Annotated in this window: 26 protein-coding genes; 15 read left to right on the top strand and 11 right to left on the bottom strand. The window is 49.4% G+C overall.

Annotated features, from left to right (window positions below; all coding sequences use genetic code 11):
- Positions 1-13 precede the first annotated feature (13 nt).
- Positions 14-2,257, bottom strand: a complete 2,244-nt coding sequence (locus tag ACFPK9_RS04075; RefSeq protein ID WP_377093410.1) for a transglycosylase domain-containing protein — start codon at positions 2,255-2,257, stop codon at positions 14-16.
- Between the two features lie 130 nt (positions 2,258-2,387).
- Between ACFPK9_RS04075 and ACFPK9_RS04070 the strand changes: the two genes are divergently transcribed.
- Complete coding sequence (locus ACFPK9_RS04070; RefSeq protein WP_377093409.1) at positions 2,388-3,389, top strand: S1C family serine protease; 1,002 nt, start codon at positions 2,388-2,390, stop codon at positions 3,387-3,389.
- A gap of 22 nt (positions 3,390-3,411) precedes the next feature.
- The gene (locus ACFPK9_RS04065; RefSeq protein WP_377093408.1) at positions 3,412-4,599 is read left to right on the top strand and encodes a PDZ domain-containing protein; all 1,188 of its coding nucleotides are present in this window, start codon (positions 3,412-3,414) and stop codon (positions 4,597-4,599) included.
- Here ACFPK9_RS04065 and ACFPK9_RS04060 read toward each other — a convergent pair whose 3' ends face one another.
- A complete protein-coding gene (locus ACFPK9_RS04060; RefSeq protein WP_377093406.1) occupies positions 4,600-5,271 on the bottom strand; it encodes a metallophosphoesterase family protein in 672 nt (223 codons plus the stop codon).
- 141 nt (positions 5,272-5,412) lie between these two features.
- On the opposite strand from ACFPK9_RS04060, the gene ACFPK9_RS04055 reads away from it, so the two are divergent.
- Positions 5,413-5,853, top strand: a complete 441-nt coding sequence (locus ACFPK9_RS04055) for a rhodanese-like domain-containing protein (protein ID WP_377093405.1) — start codon at positions 5,413-5,415, stop codon at positions 5,851-5,853.
- A 98-nt stretch (positions 5,854-5,951) separates the two neighbouring features.
- Here ACFPK9_RS04055 and ACFPK9_RS04050 read toward each other — a convergent pair whose 3' ends face one another.
- Positions 5,952-6,698 (bottom strand): NYN domain-containing protein, encoded by a 747-nt coding sequence (locus ACFPK9_RS04050; RefSeq protein ID WP_377093404.1) that lies wholly within the window; start codon positions 6,696-6,698, stop codon positions 5,952-5,954.
- A gap of 131 nt (positions 6,699-6,829) precedes the next feature.
- Here ACFPK9_RS04050 and ACFPK9_RS04045 point away from each other — a divergent pair, with 131 nt between their 5' ends.
- Together ACFPK9_RS04045 and ACFPK9_RS04040 are read left to right on the top strand one after the other, a co-directional pair.
- Complete coding sequence (locus ACFPK9_RS04045; RefSeq protein ID WP_377093403.1) at positions 6,830-7,111, top strand: hypothetical protein; 282 nt, start codon at positions 6,830-6,832, stop codon at positions 7,109-7,111.
- A 246-nt stretch (positions 7,112-7,357) separates the two neighbouring features.
- Positions 7,358-7,639, top strand: a complete 282-nt coding sequence (locus ACFPK9_RS04040) for a DUF6172 family protein (protein ID WP_377093402.1) — start codon at positions 7,358-7,360, stop codon at positions 7,637-7,639.
- Positions 7,640-7,895: 256 nt separating this feature from the next.
- Here ACFPK9_RS04040 and rlmN read toward each other — a convergent pair whose 3' ends face one another.
- The 6 genes from rlmN to ACFPK9_RS04010 form a co-directional block, all read right to left on the bottom strand.
- Positions 7,896-8,981: a dual-specificity RNA methyltransferase RlmN gene (gene rlmN / locus ACFPK9_RS04035; protein WP_377093401.1), complete on the bottom strand. Its 1,086-nt coding sequence runs from the start codon at positions 8,979-8,981 to the stop codon at positions 7,896-7,898.
- A gap of 170 nt (positions 8,982-9,151) precedes the next feature.
- The gene (locus tag ACFPK9_RS04030; RefSeq protein WP_377093399.1) at positions 9,152-9,832 is read right to left on the bottom strand and encodes a 2OG-Fe(II) oxygenase; all 681 of its coding nucleotides are present in this window, start codon (positions 9,830-9,832) and stop codon (positions 9,152-9,154) included.
- A 355-nt stretch (positions 9,833-10,187) separates the two neighbouring features.
- Positions 10,188-10,883 (bottom strand): nuclease-related domain-containing protein, encoded by a 696-nt coding sequence (locus ACFPK9_RS04025; RefSeq protein ID WP_377093397.1) that lies wholly within the window; start codon positions 10,881-10,883, stop codon positions 10,188-10,190.
- 6 nt (positions 10,884-10,889) lie between these two features.
- Positions 10,890-11,363 (bottom strand): DNA/RNA helicase domain-containing protein, encoded by a 474-nt coding sequence (locus tag ACFPK9_RS04020; protein WP_377093395.1) that lies wholly within the window; start codon positions 11,361-11,363, stop codon positions 10,890-10,892.
- Between the two features lie 29 nt (positions 11,364-11,392).
- Positions 11,393-12,856 (bottom strand): DNA/RNA helicase domain-containing protein, encoded by a 1,464-nt coding sequence (locus ACFPK9_RS04015; protein WP_377093393.1) that lies wholly within the window; start codon positions 12,854-12,856, stop codon positions 11,393-11,395.
- On the bottom strand, positions 12,849-13,085 hold the full coding sequence (locus ACFPK9_RS04010; RefSeq protein WP_377093392.1) for a helix-turn-helix domain-containing protein: 237 nt from the start codon (positions 13,083-13,085) through the stop codon (positions 12,849-12,851). Before ACFPK9_RS04010 ends, ACFPK9_RS04015 begins: the two co-directional genes overlap by 8 nt.
- A gap of 102 nt (positions 13,086-13,187) precedes the next feature.
- Between ACFPK9_RS04010 and ACFPK9_RS04005 the strand changes: the two genes are divergently transcribed.
- Positions 13,188-13,667 carry a hypothetical protein gene (locus tag ACFPK9_RS04005; RefSeq protein WP_377093391.1) on the top strand — a complete coding sequence of 160 codons (480 nt, stop codon included), beginning with the start codon at positions 13,188-13,190 and terminating at the stop codon, positions 13,665-13,667.
- A gap of 270 nt (positions 13,668-13,937) precedes the next feature.
- Here ACFPK9_RS04005 and ACFPK9_RS04000 read toward each other — a convergent pair whose 3' ends face one another.
- Entirely contained in the window at positions 13,938-14,438 is a 501-nt protein-coding gene (locus tag ACFPK9_RS04000; protein WP_377093389.1) for a methylated-DNA--[protein]-cysteine S-methyltransferase, read from the bottom strand.
- 356 nt (positions 14,439-14,794) lie between these two features.
- The gene (acnA, locus tag ACFPK9_RS03995; RefSeq protein ID WP_377093388.1) at positions 14,795-17,665 is read right to left on the bottom strand and encodes an aconitate hydratase; all 2,871 of its coding nucleotides are present in this window, start codon (positions 17,663-17,665) and stop codon (positions 14,795-14,797) included.
- A gap of 248 nt (positions 17,666-17,913) precedes the next feature.
- On the opposite strand from acnA, the gene ACFPK9_RS03990 reads away from it, so the two are divergent.
- From ACFPK9_RS03990 to ACFPK9_RS03950, 9 genes are all read left to right on the top strand, one after another.
- On the top strand, positions 17,914-20,685 hold the full coding sequence (locus ACFPK9_RS03990; protein WP_377093387.1) for a bifunctional aconitate hydratase 2/2-methylisocitrate dehydratase: 2,772 nt from the start codon (positions 17,914-17,916) through the stop codon (positions 20,683-20,685).
- 325 nt (positions 20,686-21,010) lie between these two features.
- Positions 21,011-21,532 carry a GbsR/MarR family transcriptional regulator gene (locus ACFPK9_RS03985; protein ID WP_377093385.1) on the top strand — a complete coding sequence of 174 codons (522 nt, stop codon included), beginning with the start codon at positions 21,011-21,013 and terminating at the stop codon, positions 21,530-21,532.
- A 73-nt stretch (positions 21,533-21,605) separates the two neighbouring features.
- Positions 21,606-21,986, top strand: coding sequence for a hypothetical protein (locus ACFPK9_RS03980; protein WP_377093384.1), 381 nt, complete (start codon positions 21,606-21,608; stop codon positions 21,984-21,986).
- Positions 21,987-22,033: 47 nt separating this feature from the next.
- Positions 22,034-22,522 (top strand): thiol-disulfide oxidoreductase DCC family protein, encoded by a 489-nt coding sequence (locus ACFPK9_RS03975; RefSeq protein ID WP_377093382.1) that lies wholly within the window; start codon positions 22,034-22,036, stop codon positions 22,520-22,522.
- Complete coding sequence (locus ACFPK9_RS03970) at positions 22,515-22,931, top strand: hypothetical protein (RefSeq protein ID WP_377093381.1); 417 nt, start codon at positions 22,515-22,517, stop codon at positions 22,929-22,931. The genes ACFPK9_RS03975 and ACFPK9_RS03970 overlap by 8 nt, the downstream gene beginning before the upstream one ends.
- Positions 22,928-23,815, top strand: coding sequence for a wax synthase family protein (locus tag ACFPK9_RS03965; protein WP_377093380.1), 888 nt, complete (start codon positions 22,928-22,930; stop codon positions 23,813-23,815). Before ACFPK9_RS03970 ends, ACFPK9_RS03965 begins: the two co-directional genes overlap by 4 nt.
- A gap of 12 nt (positions 23,816-23,827) precedes the next feature.
- Positions 23,828-24,745 (top strand): TIGR01777 family oxidoreductase, encoded by a 918-nt coding sequence (locus tag ACFPK9_RS03960; RefSeq protein ID WP_377093379.1) that lies wholly within the window; start codon positions 23,828-23,830, stop codon positions 24,743-24,745.
- A gap of 142 nt (positions 24,746-24,887) precedes the next feature.
- The gene (locus ACFPK9_RS03955) at positions 24,888-25,163 is read left to right on the top strand and encodes a hypothetical protein (RefSeq protein ID WP_377093378.1); all 276 of its coding nucleotides are present in this window, start codon (positions 24,888-24,890) and stop codon (positions 25,161-25,163) included.
- A complete protein-coding gene (locus ACFPK9_RS03950) occupies positions 25,156-25,629 on the top strand; it encodes an SRPBCC family protein (protein ID WP_377093376.1) in 474 nt (157 codons plus the stop codon). The genes ACFPK9_RS03955 and ACFPK9_RS03950 overlap by 8 nt, the downstream gene beginning before the upstream one ends.
- The last annotated feature ends 36 nt before the right edge of the window (positions 25,630-25,665 follow it).

Here is a 25,665-nt window from a genome sequence, read left to right as displayed (position 1 = left end):
ATTGCTCAGTTATTTAACGAGCAGGAACGGCCCGAGGTGGGGCAGCTTCATCTATCACTTGTGCTCGCACGGGGTGATTGTCACAAGTATGCTTAGGAATCAAGTCACTTGGTACTTCTGCTGTGTATGCAGTGCGTTGCTGTTCACAGCCATTCGTTGCTACTTGGGAGGTATAGCGGCACAGGCGCATTTTTTTGAACGGGAAATTTGGCTCGAGAGAGTGGGTTGGGTATTGGCTGCGATTGGCTGATTTCATGACATCTGCCCAGATGGGCAGTGCTAGGGTGGAGCCGTAACCACGATGGACAGTTGGTTTGTTATCGTCCATGCCTACCCAGACTGCGCAGGTTAGGCTACTGGTGTAGCCAGCGAACCAGGCATCGCGATAGTTGTCAGTGGTTCCTGTCTTGCCTCCACAGGGAGCATCGAAACCGTGGCTGCTTCGCAAGGACGCCGCGGTTCCTCGTTTGGTTACTTCTTCGAGGGTGTCAGATACGAGCCAAGCTGAGCCAGTCTTGGCAGCTTGGTAGGGCATGGCTCCTGATCCGGGGTAGACGACATTGCCGTCGGCATCGGTGATCTGGGCGATGATGAATGGTCGGTAGATGACTCCACCGTTAGGAAAGGCGCTGTAGGCTTGAGCTACTTGTTGCGGGGTGGCTTCGAAGGCGCCGAGGTAAGTGGCTGGCGTTTTGGGGATTTCTTGTTCGAAGCCTACTTTTCTAGCAGTTTCTAACACGTTTTCAATTTTTGCGTAATCACCGATGCGGACCGAAGCTGTATTACGGGAGCGAGCGAGGGCTTCACGCACCGTCATCATGTTTTCGTAGGTTCGGTCAGAGTTCGCTGGTGACCAGTTACCATAGGCTCCTTTGATCTCTCCGGGGCGAATTCTGCTATCGCGTACCCAAGCGCCAGGTTGCATGCCTTTATCAAAGGCAGTCATGTAGACGAAAGGTTTGAAGATGGAACCGATTTGGCGGCGACCGTAGAGTGCTCGGTTGAATTTAGATTCATCGGCATTACGTCCGCCGACAATGGCCCTGATAGCGCCACTTTTATTTTCTATACACACGACTGCACCTTGTATGTAGTTGGGCGCTTTGCGTTTTTTGGCAGGGATTTGCAGGAATTGGTTGCGGGTTTGATGATTAAATCCTGATCGCGACTCTACTGCTTTGAGTCGTTTTTCTACCGATTCTTCAGCGGCCTTTTGGAGCGCTGGGTCGATGGTTGTAATGACGTGTAGTCCGCCCATTTCGATATTGTGCTTTTCGAGAATGACTTCGAGGTCGCGTCGGATGGCATCCATAGCGTAGGAGTCGTGGATGATGCGTCGTCCGTTTGGCCTGATGTGAAGTTCTTCCTTTTTTGCCTCCTCTGCTTGTGCCTGCGTAATGAAGTCGTAGTGGACCATGCGGCTGAGAGTGACATCGCGTTGGTTGAGTGCTGCTTCGAAATCGACGAAAGGTGAGAAGGTGTTAGGGCCACGAATGATTCCAGCAAGCAGTGCTGACTCTGAGAGTGTGAGTTGTGAAGCGGGCTTTTCGAAGTAGGTCCTGGAGGCAGCCTCGATTCCTCGAATTGAGTGACCCCAGAAAATGCGGTTCATGTAATTCTCGAGAATTTCGTCTTTGGAGTAGCGATTTTCGATACGTACCGCCAAGGCCATTTCCAGAAGTTTGCCATCGATTGATTTCCCATCGTAGCTGAATGAGTTATCTGCGAGCTGCATGGTGATGGTGGAGGCGCCTTCTTTTTTTCCACGGGTTATAAATCTTGAAAATGCGCGGACGAGTCCACGCGGATCGATAGCACCATGTTTGTAGAAACGAGCGTCTTCACGGGCGATGAGAGCTTGTTTAAAGGAAGGTGCTATTTGATTAAATTTGAGCATTAATCGGTTGTCGCCGTGGACGGTGCCGATCTCGGTTTCGCCATCGTTTGCATAGACGATGGAGCGGGCAGGCATTTCGGTGATTTTATCTAAATCGTAGGTGGATGCGCGCAGCCAGTAAAAGCTGGCAGCTGCTACAAAAAGTGCGAATCCAATGGTAAAGCAAGTCGCAACAGAGCGTGCACACCAGTTCCAGAATGGGTGCCATTTTTGAGTCGCTAGGTCGACAATGGTGACTGGCCAGAAAAGCAGGCGAAAGAAGGTGCTTCGCTGGCTACGACGCTTGCGGTTCTGCGTTTTTTTTGCGGCGCGTTTTTTCGTAGTTTTGCGCTTTGCTGATTTTTTCTTTTTGGCTGCCATAGTGGTGCGGGAGGTGGTCGCTGAGGACAACCTGTGAGATGGATACGCTAAAAATCATGCGAGTCCTACTGAAAATTCATTTTCCCAATGAAAAAAATGGACGTATGGTGGCGCTATATATTTGAGCAAAATGAGAGTATTTTCAAAATGGACGATGATTATCGCAGGGATGGCTACGCTTGGAACTAGTCATGTGCAAGCGCAGTCTATAGCGCCGATGGTTGAGAGCATCGGAGACATCAAGGCGCTGCAGGTACAAGTTTATGACGTCGTGTCGAAAACGCAGCCCGCGACTGTTGCATTGACTTCAGATCGAACTGGAGCATGGGGGAGTGGTGTAGTGGTCAATGAGAAAGGCTTAATTCTTACAGCCGCTCATGTGAGCCAAGGTGCAGAAACGATGGTGGTTATTTTTCCAGATGGGAAAGAGACCGTGGCTAAAGTGTTAGGTTCGAACCGAACGAAGGATACAGGCATGCTGCAGATCATCGAAGATGGGAGTTTTCCATTTGTAGAATTAGGAGATTCGGACAAACTAGTCGTTGGCGATTTCCTAGTTGCTATGGGACACGCTGGGGGACACGATCCGTTACGCAAGCCGCCAGTGCGCTTTGGTCGAATGGTTTCACGCAATGTCGGTGGGTATTTTACGAGTGATTGTACATTAATCGCCGGGGATTCAGGTGGACCCATTTTCGATCTCAAAGGAGAATTGGTAGGCATTAATTCATCGATTGGTTGGGATAATAAGGCCAATAATCACGCTGGAATCAGTGCATTGAGAGCGGATTGGGATCGCTTGTTAGAAGGTGAAACGTGGGGCAGTCTCACATCTAATCCATTTGCGAATAGCGACTCTCCTATTCTAGGGGTAGAGATTACTCGAGCAAGGATTGGAGGCGTGTTAGTGGGCTCAGTGGTACCTAATAGTCCTGCGCATGAAGCAGGGGTAAAGAGGGGGGACGTCATCACTGCGGTTAATGATATCGCGGTCAAAGATGGCACACAGTTAGTGTTAGAATTGCATCGCTTTAGACCTGGGCAGGAAGTGAAGTTAACGCTCATACGCAGTGGGGCAGAGATGGAAGTAGTAGCGACATTGATGCGCTTGGCAGATTTAAACCAACAATAAAAGATTGAGACCTAAGAGAAGTATGAAACGTGGATTGATTTCTTTAGCTGTATTGGCTTTGAGTTTTATGGGCGCTCAAGCGCAAAATCGTGATTTGGCGAAGGTGGGTTTACCATTCGTCCGTGAGAGTGATACGCGTATCTTGATTGATCAGGCGGATGCCTTTTTTAAAGCGATCGCACCTTTATCCAAGAGTGCGGGACAGCATGCCGTCAATGTGTACAGCTCAGGCCGGATGGTTGCAAGAGGTACAGTGACTGAGATGGGAGTGGTCACAAAATGGAGTGAGCTCGTTTCGAAAGGGAGCAATATCTGGGTGGTGGGATACGATGGTATCCAGCGCGAAGCTTACGTGAAGTCCGTGTATTTAGAATACGATTTAGCGTTGCTTGATTACGGTGATGGGCTGCCAGCTGTAGATTTTGAGAAAATTTCTGATGATAAAGTCGGTGAATTTGTTTTTGCGGTAGGGCCAGCGAAGGAGGCTCATGGTTTTGGGGTCGTGAGTGTGGCTCCGCGTAGTTTACGTGAAACTGACAAGGCTTACTTGGGCGTCCGGATGGATTTTAATCCAGTGCAAGGAGGAGGTGTTCGGTTAGAGTCAGTGGAGCGCGGAGCACCTGCAGCTCAAGCGGGGTTGTTAGGTGGCGACATAATCAAAACGGTAAATGGCACTGAAGTGGATGGAATCTACGAATTAGGAAATGTGCTGCAGCAAATGAAGCCTGGTGAGCTTGCTAAGCTTGAAATTAAGCGTGCTGAGAAGGATTACGAGACGGAGGTAGTTCTGGGTGCGCGGCGTGATGAAATGAAGCAATTTTCTCCAGAGCGGATGAAGCAGATGGAGCGAATGGGCGGTAGTGTGAACGAGGTCGCCGAGGGGTTTCCTGAAGTTCTGCAAAGCGATATGCAAGTAAGGGCGATTGATGCAGGTGGGCCGGTGTTTGACATTGACGGAAATTTCGTTGGTGTAGTGGTCGCTAGAGCTAGCCGTATCAAGACGTATATTATCCCTCCATCTCAACTGTTTGAGCAGCTTAAAAAGCAGCCAGATATGACAGCGGGAGTCAATAAACTGGAGAGAAAGCGTCAGCAATTACAAAGGCAAGCGCAACTAGGACGTGCGGCTGATACTGAGGAGGTGCAGCGCTTACGAGCGATTATCGAGCAAGCTCAAGAGAGGATTTTAGAACTAGAGCAAGCAGAGTGATTATTCTGAGTGAATGTCTTCGATGGAGAAGCTTTTGCGTTCTCCATGGGCATTCACTTGGTAGAATTTTTTTGATTCGCTATCGTAGGCGGTGAGGTATCCGCCATCGAAGACATTTGTATCGATGCAGAGGGTGTTGTTGTGCAGTCTCGGGCTGCCATCTATTTGTCGTGTGTGACCACACACGACGAGTTTGCCAGAATGATGCGCTTTGGCCGTGTGGAAACGCAGGTTCATGAGGGTTTCAGCTTTTTGTTGGACCATAGGGAGTGAGGGGATAAGGCCTCCATGGACGCAGATAAGATCTTCGGTTTCGTAGAAAAATGGTGAATTTTCGAGGAATTCCCAATGGCTGCGAGGCACATTTTCTAGATCATCTTGATAGGATGCTAAAGTGGCTCGTCCTCCAAGTTCGGGTTTGAGCCAAAATTTATAGAGAGCTGGGTCAGCTTGGACATTTTCTAAATAAGCATCGTGGTTGCCTTTTAGGTGGACCAGCTCGTGTGAGTTTTTAAGCTGAATGAGGAAATCGAGAACTCCCTTCGAGTTTTCACCGCGATCAATGTAGTCGCCAAGTGTGACGATGGTTTGCTCAGCACTTGGTTGGGCGAAGTCGAGCAGGTTTTTAAGTTGGAAGAGGCAGCCGTGGATGTCACCAATAATGAGAGCCATGTCCTAGTCTTGATGAGCTTGGCAATGATTGAAAGGACAGATTGGTGAATATATTTAATACAGGAACCCAATGTGGAAAAATCTATGAATAAACTTTCTGCGACTTGCAGAATTCTAGAATGGCTGTTAGGTTATCCCGCTATGAAAACAAAAACACTATTAGTAACAGCACTAGCATTCAGCATCCCAACATCTTTTGTGTTGGCCGAAGCATCCAGTTCTATGGAGAAACCTGCCAAAACAGAGAAAAAGGGAGACAAGAAAAAGTTTGAAGACGTAACAGTTGACGAACTGAAAGCTGCAGTGGACGCAGGAACTGTCACAGTGATTGACGCGAACGGAGCGAAATCCTATGAATCTGGTCATGTACCAGGCGCTCTAGAATACGGAGCGATCAAGGATGACTTGGCCGCTTCCCTTCCTAAAGACAAGGACGCCTTGATTGTGGCATACTGTGGTAGCCCTAAATGTGGCGCATGGAAGAAAGCTGCAGTAGCGGCTAAAAAGCTTGGTTACACCAACGTGAAGCACATGAGTGCTGGTATCAAAGGTTGGAAAGACGCAGGCCAAGAGACTGAATAATCCAACAAACTGAAACGGTAATTTAAGCGACTTTCCAGTGTGTCAAGATGACTGCTGGAACAGTCGCTTTTTTCGTGATGCCTATATCACCCTCTTAGTTATTTCGCAGTTTTAGCGACTTTCTTAGCTGCTTTTTTCTTATTGGGTTTAATGCGAATGCGGAATTGATTCTCACTGTGCTTCGTTTCGATTTTTGGAATGGCTTTTGCGAGATCAGAGAGTTTGGCGTGTCCCCAGCTGCGGGAGTCGAAGTCGGGTGCGACGTTGTTGATGTGCTGTCCTACGCCACCGAGCGAGGCCCAGCCGGAGTCGTCGCTAGTGGCATCGATGGCTGCTTTAAAATAGTTAAATAGCTTTGAATCGGTGACGGGTTTGGCTGAAGAGTTGGAGCTTTCGTCGGCTTGTAAGAGTTCGAGATAGATGAACTTGTCGCAGGTTTCGACGAATGGTTTTGGCGTTTTTTTCTGACCGAAGCCGTAAACTGTGAGTGATTGTTCGCGGATGCGTGCAGCCAGCGGGGTGAAATCAGAATCGCTTGAGACGAGACAGAACCCGTCGAAGCGGCCAGTGTACATCAGATCCATGGCATTGATGATCATGGCGATGTCCGTGGCATTTTTGCCAGTAGTGTAGGCGAATTGTTGGATCGGCTGAATCGAGTGGTCGAGCAGAGAGTCTTTCCAGCCGCTGAGTTGGTTGCTGCTCCAGTCGCCATAAATGCGGCGCACGCTTGCGGTGCCAAATTTAGCGATCTCTTCCATGATGAAGGGAATGGATTTGGGCGGCGTGTTGTCCGCATCGATTAAAACAGCGAGGCGCGGGGTGTGGTCAAAACTTTGAGACATTGGCACGTTATTAAGAAAAATGAGGGGTTTTGTCGAAGATATTTACTTTGCTTAAATGTTAGCTGGCACTTTATAGAACCAGGTAGTGTTGTCGCTTGACCCTAACGATCTGACAGATAGTTTGAACTTGTATGAAAACCCATTTAATTGCTGCAGGTGTCGTATCTTTTTTTATTCCAACATCATCATTGTTCGCAGATGCTATAAAAATCCCAAAGACTCCAGATGTATCTAAAATCGCAGACAATCAGGTCGATAAAGCTCAGAAAAAAGCTGAAAAGAAGGCTGATGAACATATCGATAAAGCTGAGAAAAAAGTGAAAGACGAAGTTGAAGAAAAGGCTGGAGATACAGGCAAAAAAGTGAAGAAAGGTAAGAAAACTGCAGACGCTATTCAAGCGATCACAAAATAGTGAAATCTGAGTGGCTATTGGCCATTCGAACTTACCAGAAATGAAGCATACGGCTTGCTTGTATAGAAGATATACAGCAGGTCGTTTTTTGTGAGGAAGTTGGTGGATAAGTGAACTACAAGCGCATCATCGTGAACTTTGTTTTGCATATCTGAAAATTGCGTGTAGAGCTGCGCGACGGCGATACACATTGGGTCTCATGATTGTTCTGAGCGGGTGGGAGGTTGCCCTAACGAATAAACGATTATGAAAAAAATATTTACTCTCATTGATGAGAAAAAGAAGCCAGCACGTATGGTCGAAGCTGCAAAAAGTACCATCAATAAGTACATCAAGCGTGAGCGGAACAAGAAGTTGCCAGAAGGCTTCGACTATGTGGACTTTGACTGCAAATTTGGCTATGAAGCTGATGAAGCGAGCGAGATCCACCTCTCTAAGCTTTTTAAAGCGATCGATGGAGCGGAGCAGGATGAAGTGGAGTCCTTCTATGTAGAGGTGCTCCCAGTTGGCCGAGTACGCGGTAAGTAGCTCGCGGCCGATGGAGGCGTGAGAGAGGTGTTTTTGGTTTGCGGAGTGTCGAAGGTCAAAAGGTCGCATGTCCTAGGATGCATCGCGTGGTCGCGATGAACAGAGGGCGAAACCACCAGATTTTGCTGATAGGACTTTGGACTTTTCGACTTGAGACAGTTGGGTGGCTTGCGAAGACCTTCTTCTGTACGCGCGAAGTGTCTAAGGTCTGAAAGGTCGAATGTCTTAGCATGCATCGCGTGGTCGCGATGGGGCGCTAGTTTGCGGCCTGCACTTCTGCGGCTGCTTTTTTCATCTCTTTGAGACGGAGCTGGCCGCAGGCTGCGTCGATGTCGTGGCCTTTTTCGAGGCGCATGGTGGTCATGACGCCTCCTTGCTTTACTTTGTCGCGGAAGCGCTTGCAGTGTTCGTCTGATGGACGTTCCCACTCGAGACCTTCAACGGTGTTGTAGGGGATGAGGTTAACGAAACCACCGAGGTTTTTCGCTTTTTCGGCTAGAATTTTTGCCTGTTCGAGCTCGTCGTTGATTCCCTTGATGAGAATGTATTCAAGGGTGATGCGTTGGTTGTTTTTACTGGCGAAGTAGTGGAGGGCATCGAAGAGTTCATCGACCTGCCATTTCGAGTTCACTGGCATGATTTTGTCGCGGACTTCGTTGGTAGCACCGTGGAGTGAGATGGCGAGTGAGACTTGGTTTTCACGCTCAGCGAGCTTGCGGATCATCGGGACGAGACCTGAGGTGGAGACGGTGACTGAGCGTGGAGCGAGATGGAGCCCCCAGTGGCCAGTGATGATGTCGAGTGCTGGGTTGAGGTTTTTGAAATTGGCGAGGGGTTCGCCCATGCCCATGAAAACGACATTGGTGATGTGTTTACCTGAGTGCTCGCGAATGGCGACGAGCTGGCTGATGATTTCAGCAGTGGTGAGATTGCGGGTGAGTCCATCGAGCCCAGAGGCACAGAATTTACAGCCATACGCGCAGCCGACTTGAGAAGAAACACAGACGGTCATGCGCTCAGAGCGCGTTCCATCTTCGAGCGGAGTAGCGGGGATGAGGACGGACTCGATGTAGCGCCCATCACAGAGCTGGAAAAGGTACTTCCGCGTGGTGTCTTCCGAGCCTTGGACTTTGACAATCTGTGGGAGGTCGATGTTGAAGTGTTCAGTGAGGAGGTCTCGGTAGCGCTCGGTGATAGAATGGATTTTTGAAAAATCGCGCACATCATTTCGGTACACTGCTTCCATGACTTCCTTAGCATGAAAGGCGGAACCTCCGTGCTCTGTGAAAAATTCTGTAAGTTCGTCTCGAGTGATTCCGAGGATGTTTTGTTTCGCGCTCACGTGCTTGTGGTGGCAGGGATTGTAGAAAAAATCACGCCTTTTTTCAGCCAAGCAGTTTTCTGTATACGGCTCAGAGTTGTGTACGCATCGCAAAAACGGTGAAAGGAAGACCGCACGCAGGAGTGCGGCCTTAGCATGTATTTTGTATAGAGTCGCGTGTGGGAAAATTTTTAATGAACTGTGATGAGGGGATTATCTTCGCGGCCTCGGAGCCAGCCAGTAAGGCTCATGCGCGGACGCGCAGCGGGGAGCACTTCGTGCCAAAAGTCAGCACTGCGGAAGATGATGATAGATCCTGCGTGGGGGAGAAAATCGATGGAGGGACCACGAATGCCTTTTTGGAGGTCAGTGTAGAGTCTGAGCTGGCCACCATCGTTGTCAGACCAATCGGGATTGAGGTAGGCGATGATGGTGACTTGGCGAGTAGGGCTAATGCGGTGTTGGTCGAGGTGTGGTTTGTAGAATCCCCCTTCGGGGTAGCGAGCTAGGTGGCCTTCGTAGGATTCAAGGGGGAGAAAGAGCGCGCGTCTGAGGTGCTGGCTGATTGTCTCCATCAGAGCGAGCCAATCAACGACGACAGGGGACGGGTCTTGGGGTTCAAGCCAGAAGATGGAGTCCGAGCGGATCTCTGAGCGGACTTCGAGGGCGAGTCCTTTACCGATGCCGGCGCGTGTGAGTGCATCGGCTCTCTCCTTTTCTTCAAGTAGTTCGGTGAGGTTCTGAATGAAGGATGGCTGGATGGCGTCCTCGAGGTAGAGATAACCGGGATCAATAAGCGCAGTGGCAATTTGATCAAGTGGATTATCGAAGTTGAATGCGCAGTCAGTAGATGCGCGAAAGATATCCTTCATATATTTTATTACAGGCTCGGGATATGGAAGGGTTCCGAGTTGATTTGCAAGTTCAATGTGTGAGGATTGGAAAGGTTTGAGGAGTGTTGCTTTTTCGGATGATCAGAGATAATCGTGCCAGCCTGTGATTGCGGTGACCTAGGGTGAGAGTTTGCTCATGAGTGAGCCTGCTCGGTCAAGGTGTGAGTTTTTCGTGGGTTGTGGGAGGGACGGTTTTCCGCAACTGTCCGGTTGATTGCGGGTCTTGGTAGTGAAAAGCTATGATTGAGTGTCGGAGGTCGCTTTTGTGGAGTATGGTGACTCTGGTCTAGGAAAGAGGATCGCGACCACGCGTGATGTGGAGAGGTCTTAGGCCTTAGATAGACCTCAACCCTCTCGCAGCTTTTCGTTGTTTGAGCTGTTTAACGTGCTGTTTAGCCGCTTGGGGTTTGTTTGTGACAGTTTGCTTGAGAATCTCTAGGCAATGGGTGAGTTCAGATTCTGTGAGTAGTTCCTTCTGATGCCCTTTGATGAAGGAGGGAAGACCGTGGGTGAGGACGTTTTCAGGTAATTTCGTTTTGAGGGTGCAGTCGCCAACGAAGTAAACGAGGTTATGGAAGACTGATTTTTCGAGCTGGAGGAAGTGGATGAGGGCGTTGATGTGCAGGGCGTTTTGGTGGAGTGGGTTTTGGTGGAGTGGATTTTGAAATTTGTGCTTCTTTTTGTAGATTTGTTGCGTCCACGTGCGTTGCTTTTCACTACCGAAGATCCAGCCTTGGTAGTTCTTGGTTTCGATGACAAAGAGTCCGAAGCGTGAGACGACGAGGTGGTCGATGTGGGTCGTTCCCTTGCCATCGGGGCGGGGAAGGTAGAAGTCGTGGAAAAGGTGGTAGTCTGTGGCTGGCAGCCGCTTGAGGGCTCGGTTGACTAATTGTTCGCCGAACCAGCCTTTGACACTGGGAAGGCGGAAGATTTTGAGCGCGATTATGATGAGAAGAATCCACCAATATTTCGAGAGGAAGGTGGTGAATAGAGTCGTGATGTCGATGGCGGAGAGTGTGGGAGGGAGCATATTAAATTATAAGTTGAGATCTCTGAGACCGCATGACTTGAGGTAGTTGTATGTACCCTCATAGAAATTGGGGTTTCTCGTTACGTCAGTCTCACAACCCTCAGGCACGAAGATGACCATTCCTTGGCGGGCTCTTGTTAGTAGCACCCGATAGGCGTTTCTGAGATAGAGTCGTTCTTCGAGTTTATTCACTCGCTGCCAGCTACTACCTTTAAACTTATGATGCTCCCATTCGTTATCGATATGCCGGAGGTCACCATCCCAGCAGACAACTGCCCAGTCAATTTCTAGTCCTTGGATATCAAACTGACTCGCAGCCAATTCTAGGAAATTGCTAGAACGTATGTCATGGTCAGGTCCTAGAAACCATTTGTCAGGTTCCACAGAAACTTTCATTTGAATGCCATGTGGTACGAGACGTTTGGCTCCGGCTGAGGCGACTAGGCCGATACGTTCACTACCACGTTTCATCTGAGTCACCCATTTCTTAGCCGCAACTATATCTCTTGTTATATATATATCGGGTAGTTGTCTTGTAATTGAGCAATGAGCGATTGAGCGCTTTTGGTATCGTTAGAAATGACTCTGTTGATGAATAGTGAGAGGCTCTCCGCTCGGAAAGAGCGCATCGATACTGATAGATGTAATGAAGTGTTTGCTTCTGAGTTGTTAGGAAGAAGTGTAGTCAGTGAGTTTGAATGTGTGTACTCTGGAGTATCTAGTTCAGGCGAATAGTGAGTCTGCCAATCGGACTCGAGACCTGAAACTGCGGCGAGCCACTCGGGGAGACCAGCCTCCCCATCATTAATTTCCTGTCCGCCGCCAATTAAGGCAACTACGACACACCATTCTTCATGGCGATCCATCACATCTAGTAGGAACTTAGGCTCTGATTGGTCAAAGTCTTCAACTCCCTTTTTCGCCTTCATAAATTTGGCAGCTTTCTCTTTAGTCCAAGCTCGTTGGGCTTCATCGAAAATTACCACTTTTTCAATAGGTGCGTCAGGCCTAGTAAGATGGTCATCTCTGAAATGGTGAATATTCTGGATGAATGCAGATGTTTCGCGTCGAGCAGTTGAGAGGTGTACGCCAGTTCTCGACTTTTTATCTTGAGCGAGTGCTGTTTGAAGCACCTCTACAAGTGGTCCGTTTCCTGAAAGAAATACAGCATGCTCATTCGCATGATGCTGTTGTCTTGAAGTCGCCAAATTAAGACCTGCGAGAGTTTTACCAGCTCCAGGGACACCGGTGACAAAACAGATTGCTTTTCGCTTATATTTTTTTGAATCGGCTATGACTTTATCGATGAAACTTGATGTGGCGGCTAAGTTGGTAGCTTCAGCATCATTTCGCGAAATATCATCTACTCGATGCTCACGGTAGAGTACTTGAGCTGCTTCAATAATGGTAGGTGTGGGCTTGTATTTCGCATTTATCCAGGTTGAGGGGTGGATAATGTTAGGCGGGCTTGGCTCAGCACATACGGCTTCAATGAGCTCTTTAAGCCCACTTGAGTTTATGCAGAGGCAATCTGCGATTTTGTCTTCTGAATAGTTGAGAAGAATTTCGTCAGAGTGGCTGGACTCAGTGGCAACGAGCACAGGAATGAGACGCGCTTCATGACTGGCACCATGGAAGTTCTTGAGATCTAGAGCGTAATCGATAGTCTGAATTTTGTCCTGATTGTTATACTTAGATGAACCACATTTGAACTCTAAGATGATGATGTGGTTGTTGATAAGTAGGACGCAATCGCAGCGTTTACCCATGCGGGGAATCGTATATTCGAAAAGAATATGTCCCTGTGACACGGAGGTTAAACTTGTCTGTAGATTAGTTATCTGATGTTGCCATGCAGTTCTTTGTTCAAGTGTTAGTTCGAACGTATTTGCCGCAGCTAACTCTCCTAAAATGGCATCCTCTGAACTCGATAGGAACTCATCGATTGAGGCAGAGTAATAGAACCTATTCACAACCTAATAGAGTGAGGGGAGAAACCTTCAAGGCTTTTGCAATGGCGACTACTTCGAAGTCTGAGACTCGGCGTTTTTGCGTTTCAATTTTGGCGATAGCAACACGGTCGAGTTCTACGCCTTGGCGTTGTACTTTCGCGGCTAAAGCTTCTTGAGTTATTTCGGGAGATTGCTGAGCTCTCAACCTTGCGATGATAGAACCGCAAAGGTTTTTTGACGCACTATTCATGTTCTAATTTAGAACATAAATACCAGTTGTGATTGTTCCAAAATAGAACAAATGATACTTATAGTCCGTGGACGTTAGCTGGGTCTTAGATAGACTGGAGTGATGTCTAAAATAGCCGCTAATTTAGAGCTGAAGCTAGAAGAGCTTGATTTGATGAGTGAACTCTTGCAGGAACGAATCGAAGAGTGGGAAAGAGCGCTTCGTGAGGTGGGTAGAGGTGAGGCATCGCTTAATGAATTGATCGATTGCGATTCTGAAGTGGACGCTGAATATCAATTAGAGGTTTATCGCCAACTGGAGAACAGGCTAGGGACTCTTCAACAAGTGAACAGACGTAATACTGTTGAATTCATTGACGAAACGTCGTTGTATCGCCCTGAGCAAAGTGTTGAGTTGCTACGCGTGAGAGATAAATATGGAGTTGATAGTATCGTCGATGCCTTAGAAAGTAGGCATGGTGTCTATTTTCTCTACACCGATCTCGAGTCCTTGGTAGATAGTTTTGTGCAAGGTAAAGATTCAGTGTTGCGCTTTGAGTGTCGTAAGGAGTTAGAGCTCTTTCTTAATTATTGGAAGGTGTAGGTATTCCGAATTTGAGGAATGTGTTAGGCAGTTGGAATTGTGTCACGTGGGGTGTTTTTAAATGAAATCATTCCTTTTTGAGGTGCGTCTCGGTTGAGTGGAGAATCAGGGGGAGGGACGGAGCTTTGCGAGAAAGAAGAGTTTTAATGGCTTTGAAGGTGCGTGCTCAGCTGGACTGTTTGGAAAACCATCCCTGCCTGGGATGAGGTGATGCGTAGGCCTTAGAGTGATTGAGGAGAATTGGTGGTTGGGCTGAGGGAGCGTGAGGTTTTAGGATAGTTCTAGGGGGCTGGAGTGGTGTTTGTTTTCTAGTCGGAGGAGGAATTCTTTGTTGGTGGTTCCTCCGGCGTAGCCAGTGAGGGAGCCATTTTTTCCGATGATGCGGTGGCAGGGGATGAAGATGGAGAGTGGATTACGCCCATTGGCTGCGCCGATGGCTCGGACGGCTTTGGGATTATTAAGTTCTTGTGCGATGTCGCTGTAGCTGGCGGTTTGGCCGTAGGGGATTTCGAGCAGGGCGTTCCAGACGCGGAGTTGGAATGGAGTACCAGTAGGGGTGAGTGGGGTGTGGAAGTGGGTGAGTGTGCCGTCGAAGTAGGATTGGAGTTCGCGGGTAGCTAGTTTGAGGATGGGGTGGTTAGCATTTTTCTGCCACTGCGGGTCGGTGTGGGCTTGTTGGTTGGCGTGGTCGACGGCGACGAGTCCTGTTTCATGCGCTCGAAGACGTAGGGTGCCGATGGGGCTTTGGTAGTGGGTGTATTCGATGTGCATGCGTTTGGCTTTTTGGGATGGGGGGCGCTGGGGGATGAAGGTCTGGAGGTAGTTTTTGCGGAGTCTGGTGACTCCGAGGTAGAAAAGTGGATCGTGACCAGGCGATGTGGAGTGGCTGTGGACCTTAGGCTTTCGACACGTGGTTCCGATGGAAGTTCGAGTTGATGGGGTTTATGGAAGGGATGATGGATGCGTTTTTTGTTCCGTGTTCAGCTGGACGGTATGGAAGGCCGTCCCTATCCTGTTGCGAGGATGAGCGTCCGAGATGTTTAGGCGGTGGGTTTTGCCTCAGCACTGTCAGCTGGACGATTAGGGGAATCGTCCAGTCGTTTTGTGAGAGCCTTCGTATGGGGGGATTAGGATTTGGCGTTGTCGAGGATTTGGTTGAGGACGTAGGGGAGAATGCCGCCGTTGAGGTAGTAGTCGGCTTCGGCGGGGGTGTCGATGCGGACGATGAGTGGGATCTCGAAGGTGTCGCCTGAGGCTGGGGTGACGACGAGGGTGGCATCTTGTGCAGGTTTGAGAGGGCCGGCTAGACCAGTGATGCTGAAGGTGGCGTCGGCGAGTTTGACTATTTTATCGTAGTCGGCTTTGTCCTTAAAGTTAAGTGGCAGCACGCCCATGCCGATGAGGTTGGAGCGATGGATGCGCTCAAAGGATTTGGTGATGACGGCGGAGACGCCGAGGAGGCGGGTGCCTTTGGCGGCCCAGTCGCGGGAGGATCCCATGCCGTAGTCTTCACCACCGATGACGATGAGGTCTGTACCGTCTGCTTTGTAGGCTTGGGCGGCATCGTAAATGAAGGCAGGTTTGCCATCGCCTAATGCTGCGATTTCTTTATCTGGGGCAGGGACATCAGAGGGGCCGAAGTACTGGGTGTAGCCGCCTTCGGTGCCGTCGCACATGAGGTTTTTGATGCGTACATTGGCGAAGGTGCCACGGGTCATTACTCGATCATTGCCGCGGCGTGAGCCGAAGGAGTTGAACGATGCTTTTTCGACGCCGTGTGCGAGCAGGTATTGTCCTGCTGGCGATGAGGGAACAATGGATCCTGCTGGCGAGATGTGGTCGGTGGTGACGGAGTCGGCAAAGATGCCGAGCGGGCGAGCATTGACGATGTCCACGGCTTCGGTCGCTGGAGTGCGGGAGAAGCCATCGAAGAATGGCGGGTTCTGGATGTAGGTCGAGTCATCTTGCCAAGAATAGATGTCGCCAGTGTCGGATTCGATTTCGACCCAGTTTTGGTTAGCGGTGTCGAGGTTGCTGTAGAGGGTGTTGAAGACTTCAGGAACGAGTGCAGAGTCGATGACAGCCTTGAGGTCGTCGATGCTTGGCCAGATGTCTTTGAGATAGACGTGGTCGCCATTTTTGTCAGTACCGATGGGATCGTTGGTGAGGTCTAGGTCGACGCGGCCCGCGAGTGCGTAGGCGACGACGAGTGGTGGCGACATGAGGAAGTTGGCGCGGATGGATCCGTGGACGCGGGCTTCGAAGTTGCGGTTGCCCGAGAGGACAGACGCGCAGACGAGGTCGCCTTTAGCGATGCCTTCTTCGATCGCTGGGTGGAGCGGGCCGGAGTTACCGATACAGGTGGTGCAGCCGTAGCCGACGGTTTGGAAGCCGAGTTTATCGAGTTCGGGTTGGAAGCCAGTTTTATTGAGATAGTCGGTGACGACGCGTGAACCTGGTCCGAGTGAGGTTTTGACGTAGGGGGCGATTTTGAGGCCGAGTTCGTTGGCTTTTTTTGCGACGAGCCCCGCAGCGAGCATGACGCTCGGGTTAGAGGTGTTGGTGCAGGAAGTGATGGCGGCGATGAGCACCGAGCCGTGCTTGAGTTGAGTGTCGATGGGTTCAAATGCTTCTGAGGCATCTACCTCTTCCGGAGCGGGGCGGTTGTTGGTCATTTCCGCTTTGTCGCGCTCGGCACCAGGAGTAGGGTTGTCTAGTAAGGAGCCGATGGCGACACCTGCTGGCTCTGGCATATTGATATCGATGGTGGTAGCGCGCGAGTCTGAACTACGGCCGAAACCACCTGCTGCGGTGGTGGCGGTGAAGAGTTCTTCGAATTTCACTCCAAGTTTAGGAACGTCGATACGGTCTTGAGGGCGTTTGGGGCCCGAGACGGCGGGGACGATGGTGGAGAGGTCGAGGCTGAGGTCGTCGGTGTAATCGATGTCACCTTTGTCTGGAATGCCCCACATTTCTTGTGCTTTGAAGTAGTTTTCGACGGTGTCGCAGACTTCTTCTGGGCGGCCAGTGCCACGCAGGTAGGCTATAGATTCTTCATCGACTGGGAAGAAGCCCATGGTGGCGCCGTATTCGGGTGCCATGTTGGCGATGGTGGCGCGGTCGGGGAGTGAGAGTGCTTCAGCGCCGGGACCGTAGAATTCGACGAACTTGCCAACGACGCCGTGGGCGCGGAGGATTTCGGTGATACGGAGTGTGAGGTCAGTGGCGGTGACGCCTTCGTTGAGTTTTCCATGAAGGTAGACGCCGACGACTTCTGGAACGAGGAAGGTAACGGGCTGGCCGAGCATGCCAGCTTCGGCTTCGATGCCTCCAACTCCCCAGCCAACGACGCCAAGGCCATTGATCATTGTAGTGTGTGAGTCGGTGCCGACGAGCGTGTCGAAATAGTGAGTTCCTTCATTTTCGAGTACTCCTTTAGCGAGGTACTCGAGATTGACTTGGTGGACGATGCCGATGCCTGGTGGGACGACGCTGAAGGTATCGAAGGCTTGTTGGCCCCATTTGAGGAATTGGTAGCGCTCTTTGTTGCGGATAAATTCGATTTGCAGGTTGCGGTTGAGCGCCTGCTGGGAGCCAGCGAAGTCGACTTGGACGGAGTGGTCGATAACCAGATCGACGGGGACAAGTGGTTCAACGAGAGCTGGGTCAGCGCCTGCATCGGCTGCAGCATTGCGCATGGCGGCAAGGTCGACGACAAGAGGGACGCCGGTGAAATCCTGAAGGACAACGCGACCTACGGTGAAGGGAACTTCGTAAGAGCCGGGAGATGGAGCGTTCCAGTTGGCGAGGTTTTTGACGTCTTCTTCGGTGACTTTACGTCCGTCGCAGTTACGCAGGACGGATTCGAGGACGATACGGATGGAGACTGGGAGGCGCGAAATGTTAGGGAAGCCTTGTTCAGCGAGAGCTGGGAGGGAGTGGAAGTGGCCTTCGGCTCCGGAGCCTGTAATGAATGATCTGAGAGTGTCTAGTGCCATGGTATTTTTATTAGGTTTCTATCAGATTAGCTGAGAAAGGATGAGAACACAAATATCCATTGGGGGTTTCTTGGGTGGAAGGTGGAAGGCGAGTCTGCGGCGAATGCTAAATCGTCAATGTTGAGTCTTAGTTGGCTGGAATATGGTATTTTTTTCTGGGTGGTATGAATGGATCTAATTTGTGGGCTGGTGAGAGCTTAAAATTTTCTTGAGTTTTGCTTGCATCGGTAGAGAGTTGCCGCGAATTCATGAGCTTGTATTTAGACTACTTAAACGAAATCGAGGATCGCAAGGACCAAGGGTTGCATCCTAAACCAATTGACAGCGCTGAGCTGTTAAGTGAGATCATAGCACAAATTAAAGATACGGAGAACGAACACAGAAAGGATTCACTCCATTTCTTTATTTATAACACTTTACCAGGGACAACCAGCGCTGCTGGAGAGAAGGCCCAATTTTTAAAAGACATCATCCTCGGCGTTTCCGCAGTGGAGGAGATCACTCCGGAGTTCGCATTTGAGCTGCTCGCTCACATGAAGGGTGGGCCATCGATCGGAGTGCTTCTAGACCTAGCGCTCGATAATGATGTATTAGTCGCGAAGCAGGCTGCTGAGGTTTTGAAGACTCAGGTGTTCTTGTACGAGGCGGATATGGAGCGCATTGAAGCAGCTTATAAGGCTGGCAATGAGATTGCAAAAGATCTTCTCGAGAGCTATGCGAAGGCTGAGTTCTTTACTAAGCTTCCTGATGTGCCTGAAGAGATTAAAGTGGTCACTTACATCGCTGGTGAGGGTGATATTTCTACAGATTTACTTTCTCCTGGTGGTGAGGCGCACTCACGTTCTGACCGTGAACTTCACGGTAAGTGCATGATTACTCCAGAAGCACAGGCTGAAATTTCTCAGCTCCAGGCTGACAATCCCGGCGCACGCGTTATGTTGATCGCTGAGAAGGGAACCATGGGAGTGGGCTCATCCCGTATGTCAGGCATTAACAACGTGGCACTGTGGGCCGGCCATCAGGCGAGCCCGTACATTCCATTTGTAAACATTGCTCCAGTAGTAGCTGGTACTAATGGTATTTCGCCAATCTTCCTTACTACTGTCGGTGTTACTGGCGGTATCGGTATCGATCTCAAGAACTGGGTGAGAAAGACAGATGCCGATGGCAATGTCATTCGGGACGAAGAAGGTGAGCCAGTGCTAGAAGAAGCTTATTCTGTAGCGACTGGAACTGTTCTTACAATCAATACTGTTAAGAAGAAGCTTTATAACGGCGACAAAGAGCTGGTGGACGTTTCCTCTGCATTTACTCCACAAAAAATGGAGTTCATGAAGGCTGGCGGTTCTTATGCGATCGTTTTCGGTAAGAAGCTTCAAACCTTTGCCGCTCAGACACTCGGTACAGAAATGCCAGTGGTTTACGCTCCGTCTAAGGAGACTTCGAAGCCAGGACAAGGGCTCACGGCTGTTGAGAAAATTTTCAATCGCAATGCTGTTGGCGTAGCGAGTACTGATCCACTTCATGCAGGTTCCGACGTGCGTGTGGAAGTTAATGTGGTCGGTTCTCAAGATACGACTGGTCTGATGACCTCTCAAGAACTTGAGGCAATGGCTGCTACTGTGATTTCTCCGATCGTTGACGCTGCCTACCAATCTGGTTGCCACACGGCTTCTGTTTGGGACAAGAAGGCTCAGGCGAACATTCCGAAGTTGATGAGTTTCATGCATAAGTTTGGCCTCATCACTGCGCGCGACCCTAAGGGTAAATATCACGCGATGACTGACGTGATTCATAAGGTGCTCAACGACCTCACTGTGGACGACTGGGACATCATCATCGGTGGTGACTCTCATACCCGTATGTCAAAAGGTGTAGCTTTCGGTGCCGACTCTGGAACTGTGGCGCTTGCGCTTGCAACTGGTGAAGCCACCATGCCAATTCCTGAGTCTGTGAAGGTGACCTTCAAAGGTGAAATGCAGAAGCACATGGATTTCCGTGATGTAGTGCACGCAACTCAGCTACAGATGTTGCAGCAGTTTGGTGGTGACAATGTGTTCCAAGGTCGAATTATCGAGGTACACATCGGCACGCTGCTCGCTGATCAGGCATTTACATTTACTGACTGGACTGCAGAGATGAAGGCGAAAGCATCCATCTGTATTTCTCAAGACGAGACACTCATTGAGTCACTTGAAATCGCAAAGAGCCGTATTCAGATCATGATCGATAAGGGTATGGACAATGATCTTAAAGTGCTCCAGGGCCTCATCGACAAGGCGAATAAACGCATTGAGCAGATCAAGTCTGGTGAAAAACCACCACTTGCTCCTGATACTGACGCGAAGTACTTTGCTGAGTTGGTTGTTGATCTCGATGTGATCAATCAGCCAATGATTGCTGATCCAGATGTAAATAACGAAGATGTCTCTAAGCGCTACACGCACGACACGATTCGCGATCTTGATTTCTACGGTGGTGAGAAGCACGTGGATCTCGGTTTCGTAGGTTCTTGTATGGTGCACAAAGGTGACATGAAGATCCTTGCTCAGATGCTTAAGAATCTGGAAGCGCAGCAAGGTGATGTGAAGTTCAATGCGCCACTCGTGGTCGCAGCACCGACGTATAACATCATTGATGAGCTGAAGGCTGAAGGTGACTGGGACATTCTCCAGAAGTATTCAGGTTTCGAATTCGACGACGATGCACCAAAGAGCACAGCGCGTACTGAGTACGAGAACATGATGTATCTCGAGCGTCCAGGTTGTAACCTCTGCATGGGTAATCAGGAGAAGGCTGAAAAGGGGGACACCGTGATGGCAACATCTACACGTCTCTTCCAAGGCCGCGTGGTGGCTGACTCTGACCGTAAGAAGGGTGAATCACTGCTCGGTTCTACACCGCTGGTAGTTCTCTCCGCGATTCTTGGGCGCATTCCAACAATCGAGGAATACAAGGCGGCTGTTGAGGGAATCAACCTCACAAGCTTTGCTCCACCAGTAGCTGAGCTTACTGCTTAAGTTTAGCTATAGATTCAATTTAGAGTGCGGTTCGGAAACGGGCCGCACTTTTTTGTTTTATGGGGGAGAGGGGGTAGCATCGAAAGATGCTAAAATTTCGGAAAACGCATGAATGATGATGAGGTTTTAGTAGCAATGGCTTTCAGTTAGAAAACATCACGACCACGCGATGCTGGTATGACCTTGGACTTTAGACACACCGTATCCCATTGCGGTGCTCGGATCTTCATAGTGTTGTAGCTTTTCTAATTGTAGTTTCAGTAATTATTGAAAATAAAAATCTTTACATTCAGTGCTGTTTTCACTAATTACTGAAAGTATAAACATGAGTGAGCAATTCAAAGAATCAAAGGATGCGTTTATTGCGCAGTGGGGAGCACTGGGGAGCAGTTGGGGAATTAGCCGGACAATGGCTCAGGTGCATGCTTTGTTGATGGTGAGCCCTGAACCAATGAGCACCGACGAGGTGATGGAGGAGTTAGTGATTAGCCGTGGCAATGCACATACAAATCTGAAGGAGCTGGTTGGCTGGGGATTGATTCGGATCGTTGTAAAAAAGGGAGAGCGAAAGGAGTTCTTCGAAGCGGAAAAGGATGTGTGGAAGATGTTCACGCTTGTGCTGAAAGAACGCCAGCGCCGTGAGATCGATCCAGCACTCACTTTGCTACAAGAATGTGCGGAGAATACTGAGGATGATAAGACTGCTGAAGGGATGGCATTTCACAATCAAATGAAAGAGCTCGAAGAGTTCGCCCAGCTGGCCAGTAATGCTGGTGATAAGATTAGCCGATTGAAATACGGGCCGGCTCTTAAGCTAGCAGCGAAGCTATTAGGAGTGAGCAAGTAAGAATTTCAGAATAGAGGGAATATTTAGAAAATCTAGTTAGGCATGGAGTCTAGCTGTAACAGAAAGAAATAAAATGAATGAACAAATAGCTGTGTATTTTGTCTACATTATCGCCTGTATCGGGTTGACGGTGTGGGTGGCGAATACACTACATCAAAATGGTAGGGTGTTTCTGATAGAAGCATTTCGTGGTGACGAGGAGCGCGCTGACGCTGTGAATCATCTACTCAAAGTAGGGTTTTATCTTATCAACGTAGGCTTCTTTTTGCTGTTTCTTAAGACAGGAGAAAGACCAGAGGGTTTCGTAGGTGCGATCGAATACTGTGCGACTAAGCTTGGTTTCGTAACACTTGTGCTCGGTGGTATGCATTTCTTCAACATGTATAATTTTGATAAAATGCGCAAGAAGGGTAGAGCTCCGCATATCACTCAGCTTGCTGCTGCGGGTAAATAGCGCTTTTTATTTGAGTGTAACTTTCAATATTTACTGAAAATTCGGAAATGAAATTAGATGAAGAGGTAGAATGGGTGGAAGTCTACTATGATGGAAAGTGCGGTATGTGCTGCACTTTTCATGAATGGATCAATGCTCAAGAGCGCGCGAATGAGATTCGGTTCTTTCCTTATCAGGGCGTGGAAGCACAGCAGCATTTCCCTGAGCTCCATAGCTTAGACCCGGCTCGCGAGATGGTAGTACGTACTGCCAATGGTGGTATCTACCGAGCTGCGGAAGCTTGGGTCTGGTGTCTCTGGAGCTGTGTGAAGTACCGTGGCCTGGCTGAGAAGTTCAGCCATCCACGGCTACTTCCTCAGGTGCAGAAGCTGTGCCATCTGTTAGCTGCAAATCGGATCACACTGAGCAAGGTGTTCTTCCGTGGAAAGATGAAGCAGGTGACAGAGCAACTGCACCAGATGCCAGGGATCGACTGTGCTGAGGGCTGTGCGCTCCCGCAGACAATAGATAATGAAAGGGAACAGAAGGATGTTTGATCTGAAATTGTTCGTGCAGCTCGCAGGTGCAGCGCAGTTAGTTTTGGTGGCGGGGAGTGTGTTCATTCCTCGCTGCCTCAACTGGAAGGCTGATATGCCCCAGAGCAATACCTTGCTGAAGCAACTGTTCTGGACCTACGCAGTTTACATATTGGGCTGCCACTTCTTCTTTGGCTTAGTGAGTGTGATCGCTGCAGATGCTTTGATCGATGGTGGGCAGTTGGCAAGCTTGCTAAGTGGTCTGATGTGGTGCTGGTGGCTTGGCCGCCTTTGTCTACAGTTCTTCTGCTTTGATCGGAGCTGTATTCCGAAAACCCGTTTTAATGGGGTAGCCGAGGCTCTGTTAGTGATGCTCTTTATTTACCTCACAGTTGTGTACGGGTGGGTGTTCTGGAGGAATTTGTTATGATTGTTGTGGCACTGCTCTTGCTTCAGCTGATCGCTGCAAAGTGTGTGTTTGATCGTGTGGTCTTGCCACGCGTGGTGGTCTGGTGCATTCCTCTGTTGTGTTACGCTGGGGCACATTTTCAGTTGCTCAATACTCCTGCATTTTTGAGGATGGTGGCCTTGTGCTGTGTATTGATGGCTGGGATGAAATGGGTGGTGTATGCAGAGTGGCGGCGCACGGGTGGAGAAATTCTAAGCTGGAGCAGGTGGGGCTGCTTCGCATGCTTATGGTTTGGGATGGACCCTGCGCCTTGGACGCGTGTGCGTAGTCAGAAGCAATGGAGAAATGATTGCTTCTGGGGTGCGGGGTGTTTGTTCGTGGGTGTGCTAAGTGTTGCGCTACTTGCGTATTTCGATTGCACGCAGTTGCAGCTGCTATTTGTCACGATGAGTGTTGGGTTTCACTATGGAGCGCTGAGGCTGTTAGTGGCCTTTTGGAAGCAACAAGGCTATGGAGTACGCGCCTTGTTTAGAAATCCATTGGAGATGCGTGGTTTTGCTGATTTCTGGAGCAGACGCTGGAACTTAGCGTATTCACAGATGATGGCGCGGGCCGTACTAAGGCCGCTGCGTGCTGTGTGTGGTAGGCGCGGGGCCCAGTTTGGAGTGTTTGCCATTTCAGGAGTGCTGCATGAACTCGCAATCACGGTACCTGTGCAAGCTGGTTATGGAATGCCTACCTTGTTCTTCCTCTTGCAGGGAGTGGCAACAAGTCTAGAGAAGCAAGGAGGTCTGTGGATGGCTGTGCTGTGTGGAGTGAGTTTGGTGGTGGGCTTGCCCTTGCTCTTCCCTGAGACATTTGTGGAGGAGGTCATTTTACCCGCCCGTAACGTTCTTAAATTTTAATCAGTGAAAAACATGAAAACGATAGTGATAGTAGCAGCGAATGGATTTTTAGGCAGAGTGCTTTCTAGGTATTTTCTGCAACAAGGCTGGAATGTGGTGGGGATAGCACGCGAACCTTACGACCTGATCGATGGAGTGGATTTTGTCTATTGGGATGGAAAGCAGCTTGGTGAGTGGGCGGAGGCGCTGGAGTGGGTGGATGTGTTGGTGAATCTAGCGGGCCGTTCTGTGAACTGTCGCTACGGGGAGAGGAATAAGAAGGCGATTATGGACTCACGGGTGGGAACAACTCATCTGTTAGGAGAGGCAGTAAGAGGATGTAAAAATCCACCAAAGGTGTGGATCAATAGCAGCACGGCGACGATTTATCGACATGCAGAAGATCGTCCCCAAGGTGATGCTGACGGGGAAATCGGAACTGGGTTTTCTGTGGAAGTGGCTAAGGCCTGGGAAAAGGCCTTCATGCAACAAAATGTCGAGGGTGTGCGGCAAGTAGCGCTGCGCACTGCGATAGTTATCAGTGAGGAGGCAGAGACGGTCTGGACGGTGCTTCAAGGTTTAGCCCGGTACAACTTAGGCGGTAAGATGGGTAAGGGGACGCAGCGTGTGAGCTGGATCACGGATAATGACTTTGCGCGTGCTGTGGAATGGATCGCCCTGAAAGACAGTGCTAGCGGAACCTACAACGTGGCAGCTCCCCACCCCGTTACGAATACTGCCTTTATGCGACTGGTGCGAGAGAGTGTGGGTAAGCGTTTCGGTATTGCATCAAATCGGTGGATGTTAGAACTAGGTGCGTTTGTTAGACGCACAGAGATCGAGTTGATTTTAAAAAGCCGATGGGTGATCCCGACGAGGTTGTTAGAAGAAGGTTTTACCTTTGAGTATCCAACAATTGAGCAATGGATGGGAGGGGCTGATGGTCACTGATAAAGAGCTGGGCCTAACAAAGTCAGCAGCAGCTTGGCTGAGGAGCTTGCCAAGGGTTTTGATTCCGCCCGCATTGTTGACTGGGATATTCCTACTCTTGGTTAGTTGGCATATGGCTCTCTTCGCTGTTGTATACAGTGTAATGGTTCATTCTGCTTGCTACCTCATTATTGGAATGCCGTTGTTCCTATGTAAATGGGGTGATAGATATTCTAAACTGTGGAAGCTCCCTGATGCTCTTGTTTATGGTTTTTTATTTGGGGCGAGTGTCCCATGCGCCATCGCTATAATAAATGGAGACTTTACTTCAGGAGGGTACGTAGGAGTAATTTTCTATACTGGGATGTACGGCTTGTATACTGCATGGGCAGTGTTGAATGTGCGAAAGAAATTGTTGAAGGAGGAGATTGATGCCTGAGATCTATGTCAGGACAGAGATAGATGCGCCTATTCGAAGAGTGTTCGATTTGGCACGTAGTGTCGATCTACACATTGCCACAAACGATCGTTCTCATGAACGTGTGGTTGAAGGGAGGAGGAGTGGACTCATTGAATTAGGTGATCAACTTACTTGGGAGGCTCGACATCTAGGGATTAGGCAGAGACTGACAGTAAAAGTTACAGCTCTAGATAAGCATTCCTTCTTTTTCGATGACGTGATGATACAGGGAGCCTTTGCTATGATGCAGCACCGCCACGTTTTACGTAAAGTGGCAAAGGGAGTCGTGATGGAGGACTTTTTCTATTTTAAGGCACCTTATGGGGTGATCGGAAGACTTGTTGAAATATGTTTCTTAGAGAAGTACATGCGTCATTTCCTAGAGCGCAAAGCCAACGAGCTGAAGCGAGTGGCTGAGACTGACGATTGGAAAGCGTACATTTAAGTTGTCTTTGTAATAGAGGAAATACTCCGTTGCTCT

The organism is Rubritalea spongiae (genome assembly GCF_042652385.1).
Classification (GTDB): domain Bacteria; phylum Verrucomicrobiota; class Verrucomicrobiia; order Verrucomicrobiales; family Akkermansiaceae; genus Rubritalea; species Rubritalea spongiae.
This window is presented reverse-complemented; position numbering and strand designations above follow the sequence as displayed.